The organism is Janthinobacterium sp. 75, assembly GCF_004365495.1.
Taxonomy (GTDB): Bacteria; Pseudomonadota; Gammaproteobacteria; order Burkholderiales; family Burkholderiaceae_D; genus Janthinobacterium.
Genome location: NZ_SORD01000001.1, coordinates 593,547 through 617,895, shown reverse-complemented (window position 1 = coordinate 617,895; position 24,349 = coordinate 593,547). Strand labels below are relative to the sequence as shown.

The window sequence follows — 24,349 nt, the reverse complement described above, 5'->3', positions numbered from 1 at the left end:
CATTCTCAAATCGGGAGCTTATAATCACGCCCCGAAGCAGCCAACTTCTTCTTTATACGCAAATGCAGCAGTCAGGCATCAGTAAATAAGGTTGACAGTTGTGAGTAGATGCTTCATACTCTGCGGTTCCCGCGGAGGGGTGGCCGAGTGGTTAAAGGCGACAGACTGTAAATCTGTTCTCTATGAGTACGCTGGTTCGAATCCAGCCCCCTCCACCAAGTTTTTGCAAGGAAAACTGGGTAGTAGCAAGTAAGTGAAGATAAGTGAACGATACCTCGCGGGTGTAGCTCAATGGTAGAGCAGAAGCCTTCCAAGCTTACGACGAGGGTTCGATTCCCTTCACCCGCTCCAGTTTCCGTTCAGATGCTTGATGCATCGCATGCAACAAATTACAGCCCTTGTAGCTCAGTGGTAGAGCACTCCCTTGGTAAGGGAGAGGCCACGTGTTCGATCCACGTCAAGGGCACCAGAATTCGCAGCAGGCAGCACAGAAGCAATTCAAACCAGACCGTCGGGCGTGTGCCTGAGCAATCTAATCAAATCATTAGGAGTTCAAAATGGCAAAAGGTAAATTCGAACGGACCAAGCCGCACGTCAACGTCGGCACCATCGGCCACGTCGACCACGGTAAAACCACGCTGACCGCTGCAATCGCAACGGTTCTGTCGAAGAAATTCGGCGGCGAAGCTAAAGCATACGACCAGATCGATGCGGCTCCAGAAGAAAAAGCGCGCGGTATCACGATTAACACCGCCCACGTTGAGTACGAAACGGCGACGCGTCACTACGCGCACGTTGACTGCCCAGGCCACGCCGATTACATCAAAAACATGATTACCGGTGCTGCGCAGATGGACGGCGCGATCCTGGTATGCTCGGCAGCTGACGGCCCAATGCCACAGACCCGCGAACACATCCTGCTGGCCCGCCAAGTTGGCGTTCCATACATCATCGTGTTCCTGAACAAGTGCGACCTGGTCGACGACGCAGAGCTGCTGGAACTGGTTGAAATGGAAGTGCGCGAGCTGTTGTCGAAGTACGAATTCCCAGGCGACGACCTGCCTATCATCAAAGGTTCGGCACGTATGGCGCTGGAAGGCAAAGAAGGCGAAATGGGCGTTGACGCAGTATTGCGTCTGGCCGATGCGCTGGATGCTTACATCCCAACGCCAGAGCGCGCTGTTGATGGTGCATTCCTGATGCCAGTGGAAGACGTGTTCTCGATCTCGGGTCGCGGTACCGTTGTGACCGGTCGTATCGAGCGCGGCATTGTTAAAGTCGGCGAAGAGATCGAAATCGTTGGTATCACCGATACCGTCAAAACGACTTGCACCGGCGTGGAAATGTTCCGCAAACTGCTGGACCAAGGTCAAGCAGGCGACAACGTTGGTCTGCTGCTGCGCGGCACCAAGCGTGAAGACGTGCAACGTGGTCAAGTTCTGGCAAAGCCAGGCTCGATCAAGCCGCATGCTCACTTCACCGGCGAGATCTATGTTCTGTCGAAAGACGAAGGCGGCCGTCATACGCCATTCTTCAACAACTACCGTCCACAGTTCTACTTCCGCACGACGGACGTGACTGGTTCGATCGAGTTGCCAGCAGACAAAGAAATGGTTATGCCAGGCGATAACGTGTCGATCACCGTCAAGCTGATCAACCCGATCGCGATGGAAGAAGGTCTGCGCTTCGCTATTCGTGAAGGCGGTCGTACCGTCGGCGCCGGCGTGGTTGCAAAAATCCTCGCATAAGGAAATGTTATGCTTCCACCCGGGGCGTCCTGGGTGGTAGAATAGCACTCCTCGAAAGTTTTACGTAGGGACGTAGCTCAATTGGCAGAGCGTCGGTCTCCAAAACCGAAGGTTGGGGGTTCGATGCCCTCCGTCCCTGCCACCGTCAAGGTGCAGGGCACCGAAAGTAGAAAAATGTCAAATCAATCCGTGCAAACCGTTAGCACGTCGAGTGACAAGATAAAAGTCGCGCTGGCAATAGTGGCTGCGATTGCAGGAGTAGTCGGGTTTTATTACCTGGCAGGCCAACCAGCTCTGGTGCGTGCAAGCGCGCTTGTGGCTGGTTTGGTTATTGCTGTTGCACTCTTGTATATCTCGACGACCGGCCGTGAATTTCTCAATTTCGCCAAAGAAGCTGTGCGCGAAACCAAGAAAGTCGTTTGGCCTACCCGCAAAGAAGCCACGCAGATTACTGCGATCGTGTTTGCCTTTGTGCTGGTCATGGCGATTTTCCTGTGGGGCACGGATAAATTGCTCGAGTTTTTGTTGTATGACGTAATTCTGGGTTGGAAAAAATAATGAGCGAAAATGTGCATGATGAAGCGGCGGACGAGTCCGTTCCGGGCGACGCTCCGGTAGCGGATACTGGTGCAGCGCTGAGCGTGCCAGTGAGCAGCAAGCGCTGGTATGTCGTGCATGCTTATTCCGGCATGGAAAAAAGCGTCATGCGCGCACTGACCGAGCGCATCGAGCGCGCGGGCATGCAAGACCAGTTCGGCCAGATCCTGGTGCCGATCGAAGAAGTAGTCGAAGTCAAGAATGGTGTGAAGTCCGTCACCGAACGTCGTTTCTATCCTGGCTATGTGCTGGTTGAAATGGAAATGACGGACGAGAGTTGGCACTTGGTCAAGAACACCAGCAAGGTTACCGGCTTTATCGGTGGCAAGTCGAACAAGCCGACGCCGATCTCCGCGCGCGAAATCGACGGCATCATGAAGCAGATGCAAGAAGGTGTTGAAAAGCCCCGTCCAAAAACCTTGTACGAGGTGGGCGAGCAGGTACGCATCAAGGATGGTCCGTTCACCGATTTCAACGGCAATGTCGAAGAAGTCAATTACGAGAAATCCAAAGTGCGCGTCTCGGTCACCATCTTCGGCCGCGCTACTCCGGTGGAGCTCGAATTCGGCCAGGTCGAAAAAGTTTAAGTTGTATCAGCGCCACCAGGAGCGTCGCGGCAGTCTCAGCGAAATCCGGTCAGAGGAGCCCCGCCAGGGTAGGATCGGCGGGGCGCTACTACTCAATCCAAGATAGGAGCCATCATGGCAAAGAAAATCATTGGTTTTATCAAGCTGCAAGTGCCAGCTGGTAAAGCAAACCCATCCCCACCAATCGGTCCAGCTCTGGGTCAACGTGGTCTGAACATCATGGAATTCTGCAAGGCCTTCAATGCACAGACCCAAGGTCTGGAGCCAGGCATGCCGATTCCAGTCGTGATCACCGCGTTTGCGGACAAGTCCTTCACGTTCGTGATGAAGACGCCTCCAGCAACCTACCTGATCAAAAAAGCTGCTGCGATCACCAAAGGTTCGCCGAAGCCACATACCGACAAAGTCGGTACGCTGACCCGCGCACAAGCTGAAGAAATCGCTAAATTGAAAACCCCTGATCTGACCGCTGCCGACATGGATGCTGCTGTACGCACCATCGCTGGTTCCGCTCGTTCGATTGGTATCACGGTGGAAGGTGTTGTATAATGGCTAAGTTATCCAAACGTATCAAGGCTTTGAAAGCCAAAGTCGACCGTACCAAAGTGTACGCTTTCGACAACGCTGTCGCTCTGATCAAAGAGTGCGCAACGGCCAAGTTCAATGAATCGATCGACGTATCGGTACAACTGGGTGTTGATCCTAAGAAATCCGACCAAGTGGTGCGCGGCTCCGTCGTGCTGCCAGCTGGTACCGGCAAAACCGTACGCGTTGCAGTATTCGCGTCGGGTGAAAAAGCAGAAGCTGCTAAAGCAGCTGGCGCCGACATCGTTGGTATGGAAGACCTGGCTGAGCGTATCAAAGCCGGCGACATGCCTTTCGATATCGTTATCGCTTCGCCAGATACCATGCGTATCGTTGGTACCCTGGGTCAGATCCTGGGCCCACGCGGCATGATGCCTAACCCGAAAGTTGGCACTGTTACTCCTGACGTCGCTACCGCCGTGAAAAACGCGAAAGCCGGTCAAGTTCAGTACCGTACCGACAAATCCGGTATCATCCACGCTACCATCGGTCGTAAATCGTTCGCTGACGCAGATCTGAAATCGAATCTGGTCGCACTGATCGACGCACTGAACAAAGCCAAGCCAGCATCGAGCAAAGGCGTGTACCTGCGCAAAGTTTCGCTGTCGTCGACCATGGGCGCTGGCGTCCGTGTTGACCAGGCTAGCCTGGCAGCTTAAGTAAAGAATCAAGTCCTGTGGCGCCTCCGGGCGCTGCGGGCGCATCTTTGGGCTGTCTGCCCGGTGTTCGCACCAGGCAGGCAGACAATCAAAGACCGTTGGGCCGACTGCGATCGCACATGCAGAAGGTTAATAGGCTTGCCGGCAACGGCAAGTGCCCAACGCAGATGGTGTACCCGAACAAGTTTTGTAGTCCTCATGCTGCGTGAATCCATCCGCTCAGTTTAGTACTTCTTGACTTCGGACGCCGTGTTCGAACCGATGCAAGGCGCTCAACCACTCGGTTGTGATTGCCGAACATCATTTAAGGAGGTTGACCGTGAGTCTCAATCTGAATGACAAAAAGGCCGTCGTCGCCGAAGTTTCCGCACAAGTAGCAAATGCGCAAACGATCGTCGTGGCCGAATATCGTGGCATCCAGGTTGGTCACTTGACGCAACTGCGTGCTAAAGCGCGTGCCCAAGGCGTGTACCTGCGTGTGTTGAAAAACACTCTGGCTCGTCGCTCCGTTGAAGGTACCGCATTCGCCAGCCTGGCAGATGCCATGACCGGCCCGTTGATCTACTCGATCTCGGCCGATGCCGTTGCAGCAGCTAAAGTCATCGCTGACTTCGCTAAAACCAACGACAAACTGGTCATCAAAGCAGGTAACTACGCAGGCAAGCCGCTGGATACAGCTGCTGTCACCGCGTTGGCGAGCATTCCTAGCCGTGAAGTCCTCATTTCGCAGTTGTTGGGCGTTATGCTGGCTCCGGTTTCGGGCTTTGCACGTGGTCTGGCTGCCCTGGCAGCGAAAAAAGGCGAAGGCGCCGAAGCTCCTGCAGAAGCAGCAGCAGAAGAAGCCCCAGCAGCCGCTTAATTGCGCGCGCTTTTTTCTCTCAGTACCAATCTGATGTAACTAACGTAATAAATTTAGGAGTTTCAAAATGGCAATTAGCAAAGACGATATCCTGGAAGCAGTTAGCGCCATGTCCGTAATGGACCTGAACGACCTGGTTAAAGCATTCGAAGAAAAATTCGGCGTGTCCGCAGCAGCTATGGCTTCGGCCGGTCCTGCAGCAGGCCCAGCAGCAGCTGCTGAAGAGCAAACCGAATTCAACGTCATCCTGGACAGCTTCGGCGCAAACAAAGTTGGCGTCATTAAAGCAGTTCGCGAAATCACCGGCCTGGGCTTGAAAGAAGCTAAAGACCTGGTCGATGGCGCACCAAAAACTGTGAAAGAAGCAGTGTCGAAAGCTGACGCTGAAGCAGCACAGAAGAAACTGGTAGAAGCCGGCGCAACCGCTTCGATCAAGTAATATCTGTACCGGCGGCAGTTAGCGCCCGAGTCAAAGTCTGAGGTTTCCCCTCGCAAGGGGGGAAATCCGACTTTGGCTCCTTTGTCGTCTGCATCGTATTTGTCATGTAGTTGTAGCAGCAGTTTTTATTCGATTCAAGCCGGAAAGCAGAGCCTTGAGGTTTCGTCTGTGTCACACGCAGCGGTGCAAACGAACACTTGCAAAACCTGAATTTTCTATCCTTTCTGTCACTCACGGAGTGTCCATGCACTACTCATTTACTGAGAAGAAACGCATTCGCAAATCATTCGCGAAGCGCGCCAACGTTCACCACGTTCCGTTCCTGCTGGCGACCCAGCTCGAGTCTTATCATAGCTTCTTGCAAGAGGACATAGCACCGTCTGGCCGCAAGAATGATGGCCTGCAGTCGGCTTTCACTTCGATTTTCCCTATCGTTTCGCACAATGGTTTTGCGCGTCTCGAATTCTTGTCGTACGTTTTGGGCGATCCTGCCTTTGACGTCAAAGAATGTCAACAACGTGGCCTGACGTTCGCGTCGCCGCTGCGCGCGAAAGTGCGCCTGGTGATTCTGGACAAGGAATCGCCAACCAAGCCTGTCGTCAAGGAAATGAAAGAACAGGAAGTCTACATGGGCGAATTGCCGCTCATGACGACCACCGGTTCGTTCGTGATCAACGGCACGGAGCGGGTGATCGTTTCCCAGTTGCACCGTTCGCCTGGCGTGTTCTTCGAGCACGACCGCGGCAAGACTCACTCGTCCGGTAAACTGCTGTTCTCCGCGCGTATCATTCCTTACCGCGGTTCGTGGCTGGACTTCGAGTTCGATCCGAAAGACATCCTGTTCTTCCGCGTCGACCGCCGCCGCAAGATGCCAGTGACGATCCTGCTCAAAGCCATCGGCATGTCGCATGAGCAAATCCTGGCCAATTTCTTTGTCTTCGACAATTTCAACCTGCGCTCCGAAGGCGCGGAAATGGAATTCGTCGCCGAACGTCTGCGCGGCGAAGTGGCGCGCTTTGACATCGTCGACAAGTCGGGCAAGACCCTGGTGCTGAAAGACAAGCGTATCAACGCCAAGCACGTGCGTGATATCGAAGCTGCCGGCATCAAGCACATTTCCGTACCGGAAGACTACCTGCTGGGCCGCGTATTGGCGAAGAACATCGTCGATGGCGACACCGGCGAAGTCGTCGCCTCCGCGAACGATGAGCTGACCGAAGACCTGTTGGGCCGCTTGCGCGATGCCAACATCAGCGAAATCCAAACGTTGTACACCAACGACCTGGATCAAGGCGCCTATATCTCGCAAACCCTGCGTATCGACGACACCGCCGACCAGATGGCTGCGAAAGTGGCGATCTATCGCATGATGCGTCCAGGCGAACCGCCAACGGAAGACTCCGTTGAAGCGCTGTTCAATGGCCTGTTCTACAACTCGGACCGCTACGACCTGTCGGCCGTGGGCCGCATGAAGTTCAACCGCCGCATTGGCCGCGATGAACTGACCGGCGCCATGACCCTGTCGAACGAAGACGTGCTGGCCGTGATCAAGATCCTGGTGGAACTGCGCAATGGTCGCGGCGAAGTCGACGATATCGATCACCTGGGTAACCGTCGCGTACGTTGCGTAGGCGAACTGGCTGAGAATCAATTCCGCGCCGGCCTGGTGCGTGTTGAGCGCGCCGTCAAGGAACGCCTCGGCCAAGCCGAAGCGGACAACCTGATGCCGCACGACCTGATCAACTCGAAGCCGATTTCGGCTGCGATTCGCGAGTTCTTCGGTTCGTCCCAGCTGTCGCAGTTCATGGGCCAAACCAATCCTCTGTCGGAAATTACCCACAAGCGCCGCGTATCGGCTCTGGGACCCGGCGGTCTGACACGCGAACGCGCTGGCTTTGAAGTGCGCGACGTGCATCCGACCCACTACGGCCGCGTCTGCCCGATCGAGACACCGGAAGGTCCGAACATTGGTCTGATCAACTCGCTGGCTCTGTATGCCCGCCTGAATGAATACGGTTTCCTGGAAACCCCGTACCGCAAGGTCGAAGGCTCCAAGATTACCGATCAGATCGACTACCTGTCCGCCATCGAAGAGGGTCGCTACATCATCGCTCAGGCGAATGCGACCATCAGCGATGAAGGTACGCTGTCCGATGAACTGGTCTCGGCCCGTGAAGCCGGCGAAACCATTCTGGTATCCCCGGAGCGCATCCAGTACATGGACGTGGCGCCAGGCCAGATCGTTTCCGTCGCTGCCTCGCTGATTCCGTTCCTCGAACACGATGATGCAAACCGTGCATTGATGGGCGCCAACATGCAACGCCAGGCTGTGCCTTGCTTGCGTCCTGAAAAAGCGCTGGTCGGTACCGGTATCGAACGCACCGTTGCGGTCGACTCGGGCACCACCGTGCAAGCCTTGCGTGGCGGTATCGTCGATTACATCGATGCGGGCCGTGTCGTGATTCGCGTCAACGATGACGAAGCTACCGCTGGTGAAGTGGGCGTCGACATCTACAACCTGATCAAGTACACCCGTTCGAACCAGAACACCAACATCAACCAGCGTCCTATCGTGCAGGTGGGCGACCGTGTTGCCAAGCGCGACGTGATCGCCGACGGCGCATCGACCGACCTGGGTGAATTGGCTCTGGGCCAGAACATGACCGTGGCGTTCATGCCATGGAATGGTCTGAACTTCGAAGATTCGATCCTGATCTCGGAAAACGTCGTCAAGGACGACCGCTACACCTCGATTCACATCGAAGAGTTGTCGGTTGTTGCCCGTGACACGAAGCTGGGCGCGGAAGAAATTACGCGCGACATCTCGAACCTGGCTGAAAATCAGCTGGCACGTCTGGATGAGTCCGGTATCGTCTACATCGGCGCTGAAGTACAAGCCGGCGACACCCTGGTCGGTAAAGTGACGCCTAAAGGCGAAACCCAGCTGACCCCGGAAGAGAAGCTGCTGCGCGCGATTTTCGGCGAAAAAGCGTCGGACGTAAAAGATACTTCGCTGCGCGTGCCTTCGGGCATGATCGGTACCGTGATCGACGTCCAGGTCTTCACCCGTGAAGGCATCGTGCGCGACAAGCGTGCCCAGCAAATTATCGATGACGAACTGAAACGTTTCCGTCTGGATTTGAACGACCAGATGCGTATCGTTGAAGGCGATGCCTTCCAGCGTCTGGAAAAAATGCTGATCGGCAAAGTTGTCAACGGCGGTCCTAAAAAGCTGGCCAAAGGCGCCAAGATCACCAAGGAATACCTGGCCGATCTGGATAAATACCACTGGTTCGACATCCGCCCTGCGGACGACGATGCAGCGGTAGCGCTGGAAGCGATCAAGGAATCGATCAACGAGAAGCGTCACCAGTTCGATCTGGCCTTCGAAGAGAAGCGCAAGAAACTGACGCAAGGCGATGAGCTGCAACCAGGCGTGCAAAAAATGGTCAAGGTGTACCTGGCCGTGAAACGCCGCCTGCAGTCGGGCGACAAGATGGCCGGTCGCCACGGTAACAAGGGTGTGGTTTCCCGTATTGTTCCTGTGGAAGATATGCCATACATGGCCGACGGCACGCCAGCCGACGTTGTGCTGAACCCGCTGGGCGTTCCTTCGCGGATGAACGTTGGTCAGATTCTCGAGACTCACTTGGGCTGGGCTGCCAAGGGTCTGGGTATCCGCATCGGCGAAATGCTGAAGGCGCAAACCAAGGTCGAGCAAGTGCGCAAGTACCTGACGACGATCTACAACGAGAATGGCCGCGCGGAAGATCTGGACAAGTTTGATGATGAAGAGATCATGAAACTGGCCGAGAATCTGAAAAAAGGTGTGCCATTCGCCACGCCAGTGTTTGACGGCGCGAACGAAGAAGAGATCCGCCGCATGCTGGACCTGGCGTATCCGGACGACATCGCCAAGAACCTGGGCATGACCCCGTCGAAGAACCAGGTGACCATGTATGACGGTCGCACCGGTGAAGCATTCGAGCGCAAGGTCACTGTCGGCGTCATGCACATGCTGAAACTGCATCACTTGGTTGATGACAAGATGCATGCGCGTTCGACCGGTCCTTACTCGCTGGTGACGCAACAGCCGCTGGGTGGTAAAGCCCAGTTCGGTGGTCAGCGTTTCGGTGAGATGGAAGTCTGGGCACTGGAAGCGTATGGCGCGTCGTATGTCTTGCAAGAGATGTTGACCGTCAAGTCCGATGACGTGAATGGCCGTACCAAAGTGTACGAGAACCTGGTCAAGGGCGATCACGTGATCGACGCCGGCATGCCGGAATCGTTCAACGTGCTGGTCAAGGAAATCCGTTCGCTGGGTATCGATATCGACCTCGAACGCAACTAAAAGACAGCCACCTGTCATTTGGTTTGGGAAACACAAAGCCCGGCTGGGAAACCACGCCGGGCAATGTAGTCTCAGGAATATAGAAATTTAATCACCTCTGGAGTGATACATGAAAGCACTGCTCGATCTATTCAAGCAAGTACAGACCAACGAGACCTTCGATGCAATCAAGATCGGTCTCGCTTCGCCTGAGAAAATCCGTTCGTGGTCCTACGGCGAAGTCAAGAAGCCGGAAACCATCAACTACCGTACCTTCAAGCCTGAGCGCGATGGCCTGTTCTGCGCCAAGATCTTTGGCCCGATCAAGGATTACGAATGCCTGTGCGGCAAGTACAAGCGCCTGAAACACCGCGGCGTGATCTGCGAAAAGTGCGGCGTCGAAGTCACGCTGGCCAAGGTGCGCCGCGAGCGCATGGGCCACATCGAACTGGCCTCGCCTACCGCGCACATCTGGTTCCTGAAGTCGCTGCCGTCGCGTCTGGGCATGGTCCTGGACATGACCCTGCGGGACATCGAACGCGTGCTGTACTTTGAAGCATACGTCGTGACCGATCCGGGCATGACCCCGCTGAAGAAGTGCCAGATCATGTCGGAAGACGACTACGCCGCCAAGTACGAAGAGTACGGCGACGACTTCACCGCCTTCATGGGCGCCGAAGGTATCCGTGAACTGCTGCGCTCGATCGACATCCACCGCGATGCCGAAACCCTGCGCGTGGAACTGAAGGAATCGAAATCCGAAGCCAAGATCAAGAAATACGCGAAGCGCCTGAAAGTGCTGGAAGCGTTCCAACGTTCGGGCATCAAGCCTGACTGGATGATCATGGAAGTGCTGCCAGTGCTGCCGCCGGAACTGCGTCCGCTGGTACCGCTGGATGGTGGCCGTTTCGCGACCTCGGATCTGAACGATCTGTATCGCCGCGTCATCAACCGTAACAACCGTCTGAAACGCCTGATGGAGCTGCGCGCTCCAGAGATCATCACGCGCAACGAAAAGCGCATGCTGCAAGAAGCAGTCGATTCGCTGCTGGACAACGGCCGTCGCGGCAAAGCGATGACCGGCGCCAACAAGCGTCCGCTGAAATCGCTGGCAGAGATGATCAAAGGCAAGGGCGGCCGTTTCCGTCAAAACTTGCTGGGCAAACGCGTCGATTACTCCGGTCGTTCGGTCATCGTCGTGGGCCCGCAATTGAAACTGCATCAGTGCGGCTTGCCGAAACTGATGGCGCTGGAACTGTTCAAGCCATTCATTTTCAATAAACTGGAACTGATGGGTCTGGCGACCACGATCAAGGCAGCGAAAAAGCTGGTCGAGATCCAGGAGCCGGTCGTGTGGGACATCCTGGAAGACGTGATTCGCGAACATCCGATCATGTTGAACCGCGCACCTACGCTGCACCGTCTGGGTATCCAGGCGTTCGAGCCAGTCCTGATTGAAGGCAAGGCCATCCAGTTGCACCCACTCGTCTGCGCGGCATTCAATGCCGACTTTGACGGTGACCAAATGGCGGTCCACGTTCCTCTGTCGATCGAAGCGCAGATGGAAGCACGCACCCTGATGCTGGCATCGAACAACATCCTGTTCCCATCGAACGGCGAACCGTCGATCGTGCCGTCGCAGGATATCGTGCTGGGTCTGTACTACGCGACCCGCGAAGCGATCAATGCGAAGAACGAAGGGATGATGTTCCCTGACGTTTCGGAAGTGATCCGCGCCTACGACAACAAGGAAGTCGAACTGACGACCCGCGTTACCGTGCGTATTACCGAATACCCGAAAAACGCCGAAACGGGCGAGTTCGAGAAAACGGTAACCCGCTACGAAACGACGATCGGCCGTGCGATCCTGTCGGAAATTCTGCCTAAAGGCTTGCCGTTCTCCGTTCTGAACCGCGCGCTGAAAAAGAAAGAAATTTCCAAGCTGATCAACACGTCGTTCCGCAAGTGCGGCCTGCGCGCCACCGTGGTGTTCGCAGACAAACTGATGCAATCGGGTTTCCGCCTGGCGACACGCGCCGGTATCTCGATCTGCGTCGACGACATGCTGGTACCGCCTCAAAAAGTTACCCTGATCGCGACGGCCGAATCGGAAGTCAAGCAGATCGAACAGCAATACGCCTCGGGTCTCGTGACCGCCGGCGAGCGTTACAACAAGGTAGTCGATATCTGGGGCAAAACCTCGGATGAAGTCGGCAAGGCCATGATGGACCAGCTCAAAGTCGAAGACGTGATCCGCCGCGACGGCACCAAGTCGACGCAAGAATCGTTCAACGCCATTTACATGATGGCCGACTCCGGCGCGCGCGGTTCCGCAGCCCAGATTCGCCAGTTGGCCGGTATGCGTGGTCTGATGGCCAAACCGGACGGCTCGATTATCGAAACGCCGATTACCGCGAACTTCCGCGAAGGTCTGAACGTTTTGCAGTACTTCATTTCGACCCACGGCGCGCGTAAAGGTCTGGCCGATACGGCGCTGAAAACGGCTAACTCCGGTTACCTGACGCGTCGTCTGGTTGACGTGACGCAAGATCTGGTGGTGATCGAGGACGATTGCGGCACCATGAACGGCGCCGTCATGAAGGCACTGGTCGAAGGTGGTGAAGTCATCGAACCGTTGCGTGACCGTATCCTCGGCCGCGTGGTGGTGCATGACGTCGTCAATCCTGAAACCCAGGAAACGCTGTACGAAGCCGGCACCCTGATGGACGAAGACATGGTCGAAGAGATCGAGCGTCTGTCCATCGATGAAGTCAAGGTCCGCACGCCACTGACTTGCGACACGCGCTTCGGCCTGTGCGCCAAGTGCTATGGCCGCGACCTGGGCCGCGGCATGCTGGTCAACGCCGGCGAAGCCGTCGGTGTGGTGGCAGCGCAGTCGATTGGTGAGCCGGGTACCCAGCTGACCATGCGTACGTTCCACATTGGTGGTGCGGCTTCGCGTGCAGCAGTGGCATCGTCGGTGGAAGCCAAGTCGAACGGTACCATCCGCTTCACGGCAACCATGCGTTACGTGACGAACGGCAAGGGCGCGCAAATCGTCATTTCCCGTTCCGGCGAAGTGCTGATCACCGACGACCATGGCCGTGAGCGTGAGCGTCATAAAGTACCGTACGGTGCGACCCTGATCGTCAAGGACGGCATGGTCATCAAGGCCGGTACGGCCCTGGCAACGTGGGATCCGCTGACCCGTCCGATCATTACCGAATACGCCGGTCAAGTGCGTTTCGAGAACGTCGAAGAAGGCGTCACCGTCGCCCGTCAGGTCGACGAAGTGACCGGTCTGTCCACCCTGGTGGCGATCGATGCGAAACGTCGCGGTTCGCTGACGAAAACGTTGCGTCCGCAAGTCAAGCTGATCAACGACGCGAACGAAGAAGTCAAGATCGCCGGCACTGAACACTCGGTGGCGATCGGCTTCCAGGTCGGCGCACTGATCATGGTGAAAGACGGTCAACAGGTATCGGTTGGTGAAGTGCTGGCACGTATTCCTACCGAATCGCAAAAAACGCGCGATATTACCGGTGGTCTGCCACGCGTTGCGGAACTGTTCGAAGCGCGCTCGCCGAAAGATGCCGGTATGCTGGCGGAAGTCACGGGTACCGTTGCGTTCGGTAAAGAAACCAAGGGCAAGCAGCGTCTGGAAATCACGGACATGGACGGCAACAAGCATGAGTTCTTGATTACCAAGGACAAACAAGTGCTGGTGCATGACGGCCAAGTCGTGAACAAGGGCGAGATGATCGTGGACGGCCCTGCCGATCCGCAAGACATCCTGCGCCTGCTGGGTATCGAAGCACTGGCACGTTACATCGTTGACGAAGTGCAAGACGTGTACCGTCTGCAAGGCGTGAAGATCAATGACAAGCACATCGAAGTGATCGTGCGTCAGATGCTGCGCCGTGTTCAGATCGTCAATGCCGGCGACACCAACTACATCGTTGGCGAGCAGGTAGAGCGTTCGGAACTGTTGGACGAGAACGATCGCATGGCTGTTGAGAACAAGATTCCAGCGACCTACGAAAACGTCTTGTTGGGTATTACCAAGGCATCGCTGTCGACCGATTCGTTCATCTCGGCCGCATCGTTCCAGGAAACCACCCGCGTGCTGACCGAAGCGGCGATCATGGGCAAGCGCGATGGTCTGCGCGGCCTGAAAGAGAACGTCATCGTCGGCCGTCTGATTCCTGGCGGTACGGGCCTGGCCTTCCACCGCGCACGCAAAGAGAAAGAAGCGTGGGAAGTGGAAGAGCGTCAAGCGCTGCTGCTGGCCGAGAAAGCCTCGATGGCTGGCGAAGCTGCCGAAGCGCTGCAAGATATCGAAAGCCAGCAACACCACGGCGACGAAGCGTAATTTACGCTGTCAGCTGACAAGAACGGCACCTTCGGGTGCCGTTTTTTTATGCTTTACGGCGCCTTTCCACCGCACACGCAAGGAGAAGGCGGCGTGGGAAGTGGCGGAGTTTCCAGCCCCGCTGCTGGCCGATAAAGCCACCCTGGCCAGTGAAACCACCGAAGAGCTGCTAGCCATCGAAAGCCATCTACACCATGGCGACGAAGCGTAATTTACGCGGTCAGCTGACAAGAACGGCACCTTCGGGTGCCGTTTTTTTATGCCTTACGGCGCCTTTCCACCGCACACGCAAGGAGAAGGCGGCGAGGGAAGTGGCGGAGTTTCAAGCCCCGCTGCTGGCCGATAAAGCCACCCTGGCCAGTGAAACCACCGAAGAGCTGCTAGCCCTCGAAAGCCAGCAACACCACGGCGACGAAGCGTAATTTACGCGGTCAGCTGACAAAAACGGCACCTTCGGGTGCCGTTTTTTTATGCCTTACGGCGCCTTTCCACCGCACACGCAAGGAGAAGGCGGCGAGGGAAGTGGCGGAGTTTCAAGCCCCGCTGCTGGCCGATAAAGCCACCCTGGCCAGTGAAACCACCGAAGAGCTGCTAGCCATCGAAAGCCAGCAACACCACGGCGACGAAGCGTAATTTACGCGGTCAGCTGACAAGAACGGCACCTTAGGGTGCCGTTTTTTTATGCCTGAACGATTAAGCAAGATATGTGCAGGAATAGCGTGGTACGCGGAAAATCATGGTGGCGCATTGATAGAGGGTAAAGCGTCATTTATATGCTGCATTAAAATATGGCTAGTATGGGTAAATGGAAAGTGCCTGATGCAATGAAAGTCATGTAGTTATTAGTGGCTGAGATTGTGAATAAAATTTATGTACCGGTATGCATGCTGTTTGGCTTCTGAATAAATATGGCCAAGTTACTATTGCATCTGGCATGCCTGAATTGATGGACTAAATTCGGTGATGCGGTTGGCGCCAGAATGGCGCAGGCACGGTTTGGTATATCGGCCCGCTGTGCCCGCGTATCTGAAGTGAGCGCTCACAAAGAGATGTGCTTGCTGACCTTGTCACCCATTGCTGTGCCATCCCCACGTTGCTGCGCATGGGCCCGCCCAATTGCTGGTGACGGCGCATGCCGCTTTGTTGTGGCGTCACGCCCTATTGCCCTCGTCGCGCCAGTTTTCAGTTCATTCATGCTAAGATTTGGCGCATGATTGCCCAAGCCCTGTTCACTCCCGCCCAGCAAAAATTGCTGGGCTTGCTCTTTGTTCGCGTGAATGAAGGTTTTCATTTGAACGAGATCATGCGTCTGACGGGCCTGGGCAGCGCGTCTGCGCAGCGTGAACTGCGGCGTCTGCATGAATCCGGCCTCATCACTTCGGAGCGGATCGGCAATGTGCGGCGTTTCTGGCCCAACAAGGAAAGCCTCGTGTATCCCGAGTTGAGCGGGCTGGTGCAGAAAACCTTCGGCATCGTTGGCGTGCTCAGCGGGACCCTGGAACCTTTGCGTGCCCAGTTGCACCTGGCATTCGTGTCGGGTGCCACAGCGAAGGGACAGGACATGCCCGGTAGTGCCATCGACTTGCTGCTGGTGGGCGAAGAAGCCAATTATGGCGACCTGTTGACGGGATTGGCCCCGGCCGAGCGAACCTTAAGGCGTAAAATCAATCCCAACTTATATACGCTGGCCGATTATCGCCGACGTCTGCGTGAAGGTCAGCCATTTCTGTTGCAGGTATTGCAGCAGCCGAAATTATTTGTCATTGGCGATGAATCACTATTGCAGGCGCTGGCATTGCCGGACGCTTCCTTGCAAGCGAATGACATCCCATCTTTATTCTAAAGGCCGGGCCTGGCATTCAATTTCTGATGCATGAAATTGTTGGCTGGAAAAACATCTGAGGCGGATTAATCGTATGATGAATAAACTACAGGCTTTCGGTTTAATTGTTTCCCAGGCAGTGCGCGGAGAATTGACGTTTCCCACAAGTGTTAATTCCGCATTGCAATTGCAATTGGCCCTGGCTGAACCGGACTGCCATATCGACCATGCGATCAAGCTGGTATTGGGCGAGCCCTTGCTGGCCGCGCGCACGGTCGCGCTGGCCAACTCGGCCGTGTACAGCCGCGGGGATGCGGCGCCCGTGACCAGCGTGCGCGCCGCCGTCATGCGCATGGGTTACCGCAATCTGTATGCGCTGGTGGTGGCCATGGTGGTGCGCCAGTTCGGCAGCAAGATCATCGACCCCGTGCTGCGCCAGAAGGCGAACCAGTTGTGGGAGCACACGGCGCACGTGGCGGCGCTGGCGCATGTGCTTGCCCGCCGCGTGACGCACGTTGATGTCGACACGGCCCTGTTCGCCGGTATTGTGCATGAGGTGGGCGGTTTTTATTTGTTGTCGCGTGCCGATGAATTTCCCGGTCTGCTCGACGACGATGTGAATCACTGGATGGAGTCCGCCGAAGAAATCATTTCCCGCGAAGTCATGAAGAAGCTGCTGATCCCGCTGGCCGTGAGTGTCGCCATCGAAGGCTTGCGCGATGGCTTGCTGTCCATCCCGCCCGACTCCCTGCTCGACACCTTATTGTTGGCCAAGCAACTGTCGCCCGTGCCGTCGCCCTTGCAGGTGACCTACGTGGAAATGCTCACGCCTTCCGATTCCGTCATCGATTTCATTATCGATAACGAGACCCTGCAAAGCCTCCTGGCCGAATCGGCCGAGGAAGTGCGCTCGATGAGTGCGGCGCTGCTGGTGTAGCTGAAAACGCCAGCAGCGAAAAAAAAACGGCAGCGCCATCGAGGTGCTGCCGTTTTGATTTCAGGCGCTGCGTTTTACTTCTGCTGCGCGATCCACCGGTCGACCTTGGCTTCCAGCAGCTTCAGGGGAAGGGTGCCGTCGCCGAGCACCACTTCATGGAACTTCGGCAGGCTGAACTTGTCGCCCAGCGCCTGTTGCGCGCGCTGGCGCAGTTCGACAATTTTCAGCGAGCCGATCTTGTAGCCCAGGGCCTGGCCTGGCCATGCCATGTAGCGTTCCGTTTCGCTTTTCGCTACGGCGTCATAGCCGAGGGTGTCGCGCATGTACTTGATCGTTTGCTCGCGCGTCCACCCCTTGGTGTGCAAGCCCGTGTCGACCACCAGGCGCACGGCGCGCAGCATCTCGTCGTTCAAGTGGCCGAAATACTGGGCCGGATCGTCGAACAGTCCCATTTCCTTGCCCAGGGTTTCCGCATACAGGGCCCAGCCTTCCGTGAAGGCATTGTTGCCGCCGAAACGGCGGAAGTTCGGCAAGTCCATCTCTTGCACCAGCGCCAGGTGGAAATGGTGGCCGGGCTTGCCTTCGTGCAGGAACAAGGTGGTCATGCCCGTGTCGCCATACAGTGTGGGATCCGTGACGACGGACCAGAATACGCCGGGGCGCGAGCCGTCGGCGGCGGGCGCCGTGTAGTGGTCGGCGGCCGTGTCGCGGCTCAGTTCAGGTTCCAGGCGCAAGTCCAGCGGCGCCTTCGGCACCAGGGTGAACAGGGCGGGCAATTTGCTGTCGAGCAGCACGTTCAGTTTGCGGTAGACGTCCAGCACTTCCTGTTCCGTCTTGAACGGGCGGTATTTCGCCTGTTCCGACACCCACACGGGCAAGCCGGCGGCCGGACCGTTGTAGCCCATCTTCGGGCCCACGATCGCATATTGTTCCTGGATGCGCGCCACTTCCTTCAAGCCGATGGCGTGGATCTGCTCCGGTTTCAAATCCGTGGTGGTGCTGCTGGCCACGCGCGCCTGGTACCAGGCAGCGCCATCGGGCAGGGCGCTCCAGCCGCTGCTCGTGCGGCCGGCAGGCAGGTAGTCGCGTTCCATGAAGGTGGACAGGCGCTGCAGCGCAGGCATCAGCTTGGCCTCGATGATGCTGGTGTAGCTTTGTGTCAGGCGCGCCTTGTCCGCATCGGAAAAGCTGGCCGGCAAGTTTTTGATGGGCGTGTAATAAACGCTGTCCTGCGGCGTGGCGCTGACGAGTTTCTTGAATTGCGGCAATGCCGATTCCGTCAGCGCCTTCGGCAGCACGATGCCCTTTTGCATGCCGACTTTCATGTTGGCGATGGCCTGGTCTATCCAGCCCGGCAATTGGCCGATACGGCTCAGGTAAGCGTCATACTCCTTGACCGTGGTCAAAGGCTGCGATGCCTCGCCGCCCGCATAATTGGCCAGGGTGACGGGCATGCTGTCCATCTGGTTCAGTGGCAGCAGGTATTCGGGGAAGCGTTCGAAGCTCAGCGCCGTGGCCAGTTCATAGTCGAGGATATCGTAGTTGATCTGGTCCTGGCGCGACAGCTGTGCGCGGGCGATGGCGCGCAGGGTCTTCTGGTACTGGCGGTACAGGGCGAACTGTTTTGCGCGCGCGGCGGGCACGATGGCTGAACCGAGCTGGTCGTCAAAACGGTTGTCGCCGCTCTCGGTGGCATTGATCGGCTCGAAACGGGCCTGCGCATCGTAGTATTTGTCGGCCAGCACTTGCAGCTGATGCTTCGCTTGTGGCGCACTGACGGCCACGGTCTTGGTTGCGGGCTGGGCCGCTTGTGCCATGGGCGCGTGGGCGAGTAACAGGGAGATGGCCAGGGTGCCGAGGGTGCCGGCGGCAAAACGATGCTTCATGCGCGATGTCCTTTGTAAGGAGAGGAATGAACGGGGGCGTAGCGAGGTCGGGGTGGCCGCTCGCGAAGGAACAGCCGGGGCGTAAGCATACGCCATTGCCCAGTGCGTTTGGATAAATTGTAGTGAGGGAATGTTGCTATTTCGCCGTAGGCGGCAGGGCCGCTTTCATGGCCTGCCAGTGCTTGCTCGCCAATGGGACGCAGGCGGGGCAGGGCTTGCTGGCGATCAGGCTCTCGATCTGCTGGGCGCGCGCCGCCGTTTGCGGGTGCGAGGAAATCCAGCCCGGCGTCGCCCCCTTGTCCTTGTCATCAAGCTTCTGGAAAAAGCGCAGCATGCCATCGGGACGGATCTGCGCGCGCTGCAAGGCAAGCAAACCCAGCCGGTCCGCTTCCTCTTCCATGTCGCGGCTGAAATACAGGGTGCCGGCCTGGTGCGCCAGCATGGAGGCCACGGTGCTGATGTCGCCGATGGTCACGCCTACTAGTGCGCCCCAGCCCAGGCTGCTGATCATTTGCCGCAGCGAATGGCGCTGTTCCACATGCTGCACTTCATGCGCCAGCACGCCGGCCAGCTCGCCCGGGTCGCCCGCCTGGCGCAGCAAGCCCGTATGCACGACGATGATGCCGCCTGGCATGGCAAAGGCGTTCACGGTGTCGTCCTGCTTGATCAGCCAGCGGTATTGGTAGCGCGAACCGGCCGTCAGCGTGCGGCCGATGTCCTGCACCGTTTGCTGTGCCGCGCCGTGCTCGCTGATGCCGCCCTGCGCGCGCACGTGCGTCAGGGCCAGTTCGCCCAGCTGTTTTTCCACCGACAGGGGAATCAATCGCGCCAGTGCGCCAACGGCATGGCCGCCTTGCCACCACAGCAGGGCAGAGGCGATGACGGCTGTACCCGTCAAACCGGCCAGCCAGCCCGACACTTGCCGCCGGTTGCGCTGGCGCTCCCCCCACAGGCGCTGCAGTTGCGGCTGCAGCGCGGGCGGCGCTTCCTTCAGGACGATGGCGATGTCGCTCGCTGTCAACGGCTTGAGCGACGCCTGCCGGCCTTGTGCATCGAGCCAGTTCAGGAACAGTTCGGGTCCATCGATACCGCCCACGCTGACAAGCAGTTGCGCCACATCGACGGCGGAGCCGGGTGCATCGATGGCCAGTTGCGCGCCGAAAAAATGCGCGTTGACAATCGCGCCGGTGGCGCCGCCATCGGGGCCGGTCAGCAGTGCCTGGAATGGCGTCATGCGGCCGCCTCGGCGAAGCGGCTTTCATATAAGGCCGCCATCAGATCGGACTGGCTGATGATGCCAGCCAGGCGCTCTTCATCGTCAAGGATGGGAATATGGTGATAGCCGGCGTCTGCCATCAGGGGCACGAGATCCATGATGGGCGTGCCCCGGCGGGCCGTGTGTGGCGACGGCGTCATCAACTGGCCCACCACTTCAGGCTTGTCGCTGTGGGACAGGCCGCTGCGCTGCAGCAGGCTGCGCAGGCGCTGGCGCATGCCTTGATAATCGTCGAGTCCGCCATGGCGCAGAAAATCCGTCTGCGTGATGATGCCGATGACCCGGCGCGCCCGGTTGACGACGGGCAGGGCACCCACGTCGTGTTCGCGCATGGTGCGCCAGGCAACATCGAGCGGCGTGCCGAATTCCACGCTGAGCACGTCCTTCGACATGATGTCGGCGCAGGTGACGACGCCGAAGCGGCGCTGGTAGGCACGCATTTCCGTTTGCAGGAAGATCGCCTGCAAATCGTCGCGGCTGATGTCGAGCACTTCGCTGTGCTGGCGCAAGACGGCATCGAGGTCATCCGGCGAAAATCCCAGGCGGGTGCTGGGGATGTCATCCTTCGTGGCGTGCGGATGCGGTGCGGCCAGTTGCTGGGTGTGCGGGTAGCGGCGTCCCGTCAGGTTGTTGTACAGCACGGCGCAGGCGACCAGCACGGCTGAGTTGAACAGCACGGTGATGAAGACGAATTCGAAGCCGGCCGCATGCACGCTGGCGCCGCCGACCACGGTGGTCAGGGCCACGGCGCCGCCCGGCGGATGCAAACAGCGCAGGGCAAACATGGCGCCGATGGCCAGGCAGGCCGCCAGCGCAGCCACGCCCACGCTGGGCCCTAGCCATTTGACGCAAGCCATGCCCACCAGGCCGGAGACGACATTGCCGCCCACCACGGACCACGGTTGCGCCAGCGGGCTGGCTGGCAAGCAGAACAGCAGCACGGCCGAGGCGCCCATGGGTGCGATCAGGTAGACGCTGGCGCTATCGGGCGCCAGCAGGAAGTGGCAGATGAGTCCTGTCAGCAGCAAACCGCAGATGGCGCCCGCGCAGGCGCGCACTTGTTCGCGGCGACTGCCATTGTTCGGCTGCGGCAGCCAGCGTGCCAGAAAAGAAGTCGTCATGTGGGAGGGCGCGTTCGGGCCGCGTTGCTCAGTGTGAGCCCTGTATTATCCCATGCGTTCCATTTCGCTGCCGGCGGAGCCTAGTCCTCGGCGCAGACCGCTTGCAAGCCGTGCCGCTCCAGCAAGTGCCTGGTGGCCTCGATGGCGGAGGGCTCCGGTTTGCTGCTGACGCAGGCATAGATGTCATTGAGGATCGTCGCCGCATCCTTGCCCGTAACGGCTGCCATCAGCTCGACCAGGTTGCGGTCGGAAAAGTGTTCATACAGCAAGGCCAGCACGGCGAAATACGCCGTATCGGGCATGCCGCCGGGATAGGCGCTGCGCAGCATGTGCGCGGCGCCGGACAGCGTTGGGGGCAGGGTATCTGGCATGTGCAAGCGGCTTCTCCTTGGTGGCGCTTATACGTGCTTATACGTTTTCCGCATAAGCACAGTGCAATTAAATGGTGGATATTTCCCACAAGCAGGCATATTCTAGACAATCACGCCCGCTGGCAGCTGTCCAGCTGGCCCCACGATTTCTCCCAGGAGCCCTGCATGCGCTTTTCCCTTCTTCTTGCCAGCCTGCTGCTTGCCGGCACCGCTGTTGCCGCCGCCCCGACACCGGGCAACCCTGTCGCCACGCCGCATTTGCCGTATAACGCGGCGGCCGACGCCAAGGCCGACGTGGCCCGCGCGCTGGCCGAGGCCAAGGCGGCGCATGTGCCCGTACTGCTGATCTTTGGCGCCAACTGGTGCGAGGATTGCCGCGCGCTGGACAAGGCCTTGAAGGAGGGCAAGAACGCCGAGTTGATGCAACAGCAGTTCAAGGTCGTCAAGGTCGACGTGGGCAACTTTGACCATAACCTCGATGTGGCGCAAGCCTATGGCAATCCGCTCAAAAAAGGCATCCCGGCTGCCGTGCTGGTCTCGAGCGACAACAACCAGGTGCTGTACGCCACCAAGGGAGGCGAACTGGCGAATGCGCGCCGCATGAGCGAGAGCGGTATTTATGACTTCTTCAAGCAAGCGGCGAGCGTGAAAGCACCGGCGATTTAATCGCCTTTAAAACTCTTCCCACGCATCGCTGGCCGGCGCTTTCGGGCGCGCGGCGCGGATCGCTGCTTTGACCATCACCGGGCGGGACGGCTTGGCCAGCGTGGGCTTGCGGGCCGGTTGCTGCGGCGGCGCTGCATGCCCCGTTTCTTCCAGTTTGAAGACGCTGACCACCTGTGCCAGCTTGCCAGCCTGATCTTGCAAGGATTGGGCTGCCGCTGCTGCTTCTTCCACCAGGGCCGCGTTTTGCTGGGTCGCGTCATCCATTTGCGTGACGGTGGCATTGACTTGCGCGATGCCCTGGCTTTGCTCCTGGCTGGCTGAAGCGATCTCGCCCATCAGGTCGGCAACCCTCTGGACCGACACGACGATGTCCTGCATGGTGGCGCCGGCGGAGTCGACCAGTTTGCTACCCGCCTCCACCTTGCTGCCCGAGTCGATGATCAAGTCCTTGATTTCCTTGGCCGCCGCTGCCGAGCGTTGCGCCAGGTTGCGCACTTCTGTCGCCACCACGGCAAAGCCGCGGCCCTGTTCGCCCGCGCGCGCCGCCTCGACTGCAGCGTTCAGGGCAAGGATATTGGTTTGAAAGGCAATGCCGTCAATTACGCCGATAATGTCCGCGATCTTGCGCGAACTTTCCGTAATCGCGCCCATCGTCTGCACCACCTGGCCCACCACCTCGCCACCCTTGACAGCGTGGCTCGAGGCCGACACCACCAGCTGGTTCGCCTGGCGCGCATTATCCGCGTTCTGTTTCACGGTCGACGTCAGCTCTTCCATGGCCGCCGCCGTCTCTTCCAGGCTCGATGCCTGGGCTTCCGTACGGGCCGACAGGTCCAGGTTGCCCGAGGCGATCTGGCTCGATGCGCTGGCAATGGATCCGGTACTGTCGCGAACTTCGCGTATCGTCACGTTCAGCGATGCGACGAAACGGTTGAAGGCAGCGGCCAGCGCGCCGACCTCGTCTTCCGATTCGACGGGCATGCGGCGGCTCAGGTCGCCGTTTCCGCTGGCAATTTCGCTGAGCATGTCGGCCGCCCGTGCGACGGGGGCGGCGATGGCGCGGCTGATGACATAAATGATGCACAGGGCGATACCGCCACCCACCAGTCCGGCGATCAGGGCGGCGATCAGGGCTGACCGCGTGACATTGCCCAGCACTTCCGCTTCCGGCACTTCGGCCATTACATATAAATTCAACTCGGGCACGAAGGAGGCGGCGACGAACTGCTTGCCGGCCGGCGCCGAATAACTGGCATAGGTGTATTTGTGGCCGGTCAGCAGAGTCTTGCTCAATGCCTCATTAAAGCCGGGCAAGTTCTTCAACTGATGCTTACCGTCGGCCAGGGCAGGATCGCGGTGGATCAGCAGGCTGCCGTCGGCGCGTACCAGGTAGACATGGCCCGTCTGGCCGACCTTGTAGCTACGGATGGTTTCGGCCATGGTGTCGACGCTCAAGCCCATGCCTGCAATGACGGCCTTGCCACCGGCCGTCTGGCCCCGCGCATTCAGGAACAGCATGAAACTGCCCGAGGCCGGATCGCGATCCAGATTGATCGTGTGCTGTTTGTTTTCGTCGAGCATGCTGAAGAACCAGTGATCTGCTGGCAACTGCTTGTCCAGCGTGCGGATCAAGCCCGCATCGGTCATGTACCTGGACGCAGCCTGTGAGCTCCAGCTGACGACGGCCGCCTTGTTTTTTTCCTTGAGCATCTTGGCATAGCGCTGGAAAGTGGCCATGCCAATGTCGGCCAGCTCCGCGTCTTCCCAGTCCTGCAGGAAGACATCATTGGCCATCGTCTGCACCACCGACAGCGGCTGGCTGATCTGGCGCAGCACGTCGTTGCGGATCTCGCCTACCTGGGCCGGCAGTTCCTGGCCGACGACGCGCTCGCGCACATAATCGCTGCTCATGCGCACGCTGAGGAAAGAGGAAATGCCCATGAACAGCAACAGACATAAACCCATGCTGAACATCAATTTTTTCTGAATGGAGAGGTGGCGAAGCAGATGCATGGACGACCCTGGGAATGGGCCCGCGCGCCTGGCAGAGGTTGCCGGACATGCACAGGCACGTGCGCAGTATAGCGACGGATA

Annotated in this window: 17 protein-coding genes and 4 tRNA genes; 16 read left to right on the top strand and 5 right to left on the bottom strand. The window is 58.2% G+C overall.

The genetic code is table 11. From position 1 onward, the window contains the following. The first annotated feature begins 133 nt into the window (after nucleotides 1-133). The 15 genes from C8C89_RS02890 to C8C89_RS02820 all read left to right on the top strand — a co-directional run bounded on the left by C8C89_RS02890 (nucleotide 134) and on the right by C8C89_RS02820 (nucleotide 16,935). Nucleotides 134-218: transfer RNA gene (locus tag C8C89_RS02890), tRNA-Tyr, on the top strand. Nucleotides 219-277: 59 nt separating this feature from the next. Continuing rightward, nucleotides 278-351 (top strand) — tRNA-Gly (locus C8C89_RS02885). A 43-nt stretch (nucleotides 352-394) separates the two neighbouring features. Next, nucleotides 395-469: transfer RNA gene (locus C8C89_RS02880), tRNA-Thr, on the top strand. A gap of 88 nt (nucleotides 470-557) precedes the next feature. Continuing rightward, the gene (gene tuf / locus C8C89_RS02875) at nucleotides 558-1,748 is read left to right on the top strand and encodes an elongation factor Tu (protein WP_101483553.1); all 1,191 of its coding nucleotides are present in this window, start codon (nucleotides 558-560) and stop codon (nucleotides 1,746-1,748) included. A 66-nt stretch (nucleotides 1,749-1,814) separates the two neighbouring features. Next, nucleotides 1,815-1,890: transfer RNA gene (locus C8C89_RS02870), tRNA-Trp, on the top strand. 32 nt (nucleotides 1,891-1,922) lie between these two features. Further along, the gene (gene secE / locus C8C89_RS02865) at nucleotides 1,923-2,306 is read left to right on the top strand and encodes a preprotein translocase subunit SecE (RefSeq protein WP_035823944.1); all 384 of its coding nucleotides are present in this window, start codon (nucleotides 1,923-1,925) and stop codon (nucleotides 2,304-2,306) included. Continuing rightward, a complete protein-coding gene (gene nusG, locus C8C89_RS02860) occupies nucleotides 2,306-2,932 on the top strand; it encodes a transcription termination/antitermination protein NusG (RefSeq protein WP_034753130.1) in 627 nt (208 codons plus the stop codon). Before secE ends, nusG begins: the two co-directional genes overlap by 1 nt. A gap of 114 nt (nucleotides 2,933-3,046) precedes the next feature. Next, complete coding sequence (rplK, locus tag C8C89_RS02855) at nucleotides 3,047-3,481, top strand: 50S ribosomal protein L11 (protein WP_034753131.1); 435 nt, start codon at nucleotides 3,047-3,049, stop codon at nucleotides 3,479-3,481. Next, entirely contained in the window at nucleotides 3,481-4,176 is a 696-nt protein-coding gene (gene rplA / locus C8C89_RS02850; RefSeq protein ID WP_100875274.1) for a 50S ribosomal protein L1, read from the top strand. The genes rplK and rplA overlap by 1 nt, the downstream gene beginning before the upstream one ends. 319 nt (nucleotides 4,177-4,495) lie before the next feature. Beyond that, nucleotides 4,496-5,035 (top strand): 50S ribosomal protein L10, encoded by a 540-nt coding sequence (gene rplJ / locus C8C89_RS02845; RefSeq protein ID WP_034753621.1) that lies wholly within the window; start codon nucleotides 4,496-4,498, stop codon nucleotides 5,033-5,035. A 67-nt stretch (nucleotides 5,036-5,102) separates the two neighbouring features. Then, entirely contained in the window at nucleotides 5,103-5,474 is a 372-nt protein-coding gene (gene rplL / locus C8C89_RS02840; protein WP_010394320.1) for a 50S ribosomal protein L7/L12, read from the top strand. Between the two features lie 244 nt (nucleotides 5,475-5,718). Next, on the top strand, nucleotides 5,719-9,825 hold the full coding sequence (gene rpoB, locus C8C89_RS02835) for a DNA-directed RNA polymerase subunit beta (RefSeq protein ID WP_133988837.1): 4,107 nt from the start codon (nucleotides 5,719-5,721) through the stop codon (nucleotides 9,823-9,825). A 109-nt stretch (nucleotides 9,826-9,934) separates the two neighbouring features. Beyond that, complete coding sequence (gene rpoC, locus C8C89_RS02830) at nucleotides 9,935-14,176, top strand: DNA-directed RNA polymerase subunit beta' (protein ID WP_101483555.1); 4,242 nt, start codon at nucleotides 9,935-9,937, stop codon at nucleotides 14,174-14,176. Between the two features lie 1,132 nt (nucleotides 14,177-15,308). Continuing rightward, nucleotides 15,309-16,019 carry an ArsR family transcriptional regulator gene (locus C8C89_RS02825; RefSeq protein WP_243857879.1) on the top strand — a complete coding sequence of 237 codons (711 nt, stop codon included), beginning with the start codon at nucleotides 15,309-15,311 and terminating at the stop codon, nucleotides 16,017-16,019. A 76-nt stretch (nucleotides 16,020-16,095) separates the two neighbouring features. Further along, nucleotides 16,096-16,935, top strand: a complete 840-nt coding sequence (locus C8C89_RS02820) for an HDOD domain-containing protein (RefSeq protein WP_133993098.1) — start codon at nucleotides 16,096-16,098, stop codon at nucleotides 16,933-16,935. Between the two features lie 74 nt (nucleotides 16,936-17,009). On the opposite strand, the gene C8C89_RS02815 is transcribed toward C8C89_RS02820, so the two are convergent. The 4 genes from C8C89_RS02815 to C8C89_RS02800 all read right to left on the bottom strand — a co-directional run bounded on the left by C8C89_RS02815 (nucleotide 17,010) and on the right by C8C89_RS02800 (nucleotide 21,589). Next, nucleotides 17,010-18,821, bottom strand: a complete 1,812-nt coding sequence (locus C8C89_RS02815; RefSeq protein ID WP_133988836.1) for a DUF885 domain-containing protein — start codon at nucleotides 18,819-18,821, stop codon at nucleotides 17,010-17,012. Nucleotides 18,822-18,957: 136 nt separating this feature from the next. Further along, nucleotides 18,958-20,055 (bottom strand): M48 family metallopeptidase, encoded by a 1,098-nt coding sequence (locus tag C8C89_RS02810; protein WP_133988835.1) that lies wholly within the window; start codon nucleotides 20,053-20,055, stop codon nucleotides 18,958-18,960. Further along, entirely contained in the window at nucleotides 20,052-21,218 is a 1,167-nt protein-coding gene (locus C8C89_RS02805) for an HPP family protein (protein WP_133988834.1), read from the bottom strand. The genes C8C89_RS02810 and C8C89_RS02805 overlap by 4 nt, the downstream gene beginning before the upstream one ends. Before the next feature lie 80 nt (nucleotides 21,219-21,298). Then, a complete protein-coding gene (locus tag C8C89_RS02800; protein ID WP_101483560.1) occupies nucleotides 21,299-21,589 on the bottom strand; it encodes a DUF3349 domain-containing protein in 291 nt (96 codons plus the stop codon). A gap of 165 nt (nucleotides 21,590-21,754) precedes the next feature. On the opposite strand from C8C89_RS02800, the gene C8C89_RS02795 reads away from it, so the two are divergent. Continuing rightward, nucleotides 21,755-22,255, top strand: a complete 501-nt coding sequence (locus C8C89_RS02795; protein WP_133988832.1) for a thioredoxin family protein — start codon at nucleotides 21,755-21,757, stop codon at nucleotides 22,253-22,255. A gap of 6 nt (nucleotides 22,256-22,261) precedes the next feature. Here C8C89_RS02795 and C8C89_RS02790 read toward each other — a convergent pair whose 3' ends face one another. After that, complete coding sequence (locus C8C89_RS02790) at nucleotides 22,262-24,268, bottom strand: methyl-accepting chemotaxis protein (protein ID WP_243857878.1); 2,007 nt, start codon at nucleotides 24,266-24,268, stop codon at nucleotides 22,262-22,264. Nucleotides 24,269-24,349: the final 81 nt, after the last annotated feature.

Excerpts from the sequence above, each read along its gene's own strand:
- secE (WP_035823944.1), top strand. The coding sequence starts at position 1,923 with ATGTCAAATCAATCCGTGCAAACCGTTAGCACGTCGAGTGACAAGATA.
- nusG (WP_034753130.1), top strand. The coding sequence starts at position 2,306 with ATGAGCGAAAATGTGCATGATGAAGCGGCGGACGAGTCCGTTCCGGGC.
- rplK (WP_034753131.1), top strand. The coding sequence starts at position 3,047 with ATGGCAAAGAAAATCATTGGTTTTATCAAGCTGCAAGTGCCAGCTGGT.
- C8C89_RS02800 (WP_101483560.1), bottom strand. The coding sequence starts at position 21,589 with ATGCCAGATACCCTGCCCCCAACGCTGTCCGGCGCCGCGCACATGCTG.
- C8C89_RS02825 (WP_243857879.1), top strand. The coding sequence starts at position 15,309 with ATGCCGCTTTGTTGTGGCGTCACGCCCTATTGCCCTCGTCGCGCCAGT.
- C8C89_RS02795 (WP_133988832.1), top strand. The coding sequence starts at position 21,755 with ATGCGCTTTTCCCTTCTTCTTGCCAGCCTGCTGCTTGCCGGCACCGCT.
- rpoC (WP_101483555.1), top strand. The coding sequence starts at position 9,935 with ATGAAAGCACTGCTCGATCTATTCAAGCAAGTACAGACCAACGAGACC.
- C8C89_RS02805 (WP_133988834.1), bottom strand. The coding sequence starts at position 21,218 with ATGACGACTTCTTTTCTGGCACGCTGGCTGCCGCAGCCGAACAATGGC.
- rpoB (WP_133988837.1), top strand. The coding sequence starts at position 5,719 with ATGCACTACTCATTTACTGAGAAGAAACGCATTCGCAAATCATTCGCG.
- rplA (WP_100875274.1), top strand. The coding sequence starts at position 3,481 with ATGGCTAAGTTATCCAAACGTATCAAGGCTTTGAAAGCCAAAGTCGAC.
- rplL (WP_010394320.1), top strand. The coding sequence starts at position 5,103 with ATGGCAATTAGCAAAGACGATATCCTGGAAGCAGTTAGCGCCATGTCC.
- C8C89_RS02820 (WP_133993098.1), top strand. The coding sequence starts at position 16,096 with ATGAATAAACTACAGGCTTTCGGTTTAATTGTTTCCCAGGCAGTGCGC.
- C8C89_RS02810 (WP_133988835.1), bottom strand. The coding sequence starts at position 20,055 with ATGACGCCATTCCAGGCACTGCTGACCGGCCCCGATGGCGGCGCCACC.
- tuf (WP_101483553.1), top strand. The coding sequence starts at position 558 with ATGGCAAAAGGTAAATTCGAACGGACCAAGCCGCACGTCAACGTCGGC.
- C8C89_RS02815 (WP_133988836.1), bottom strand. The coding sequence starts at position 18,821 with ATGAAGCATCGTTTTGCCGCCGGCACCCTCGGCACCCTGGCCATCTCC.
- C8C89_RS02790 (WP_243857878.1), bottom strand. The coding sequence starts at position 24,268 with ATGCATCTGCTTCGCCACCTCTCCATTCAGAAAAAATTGATGTTCAGC.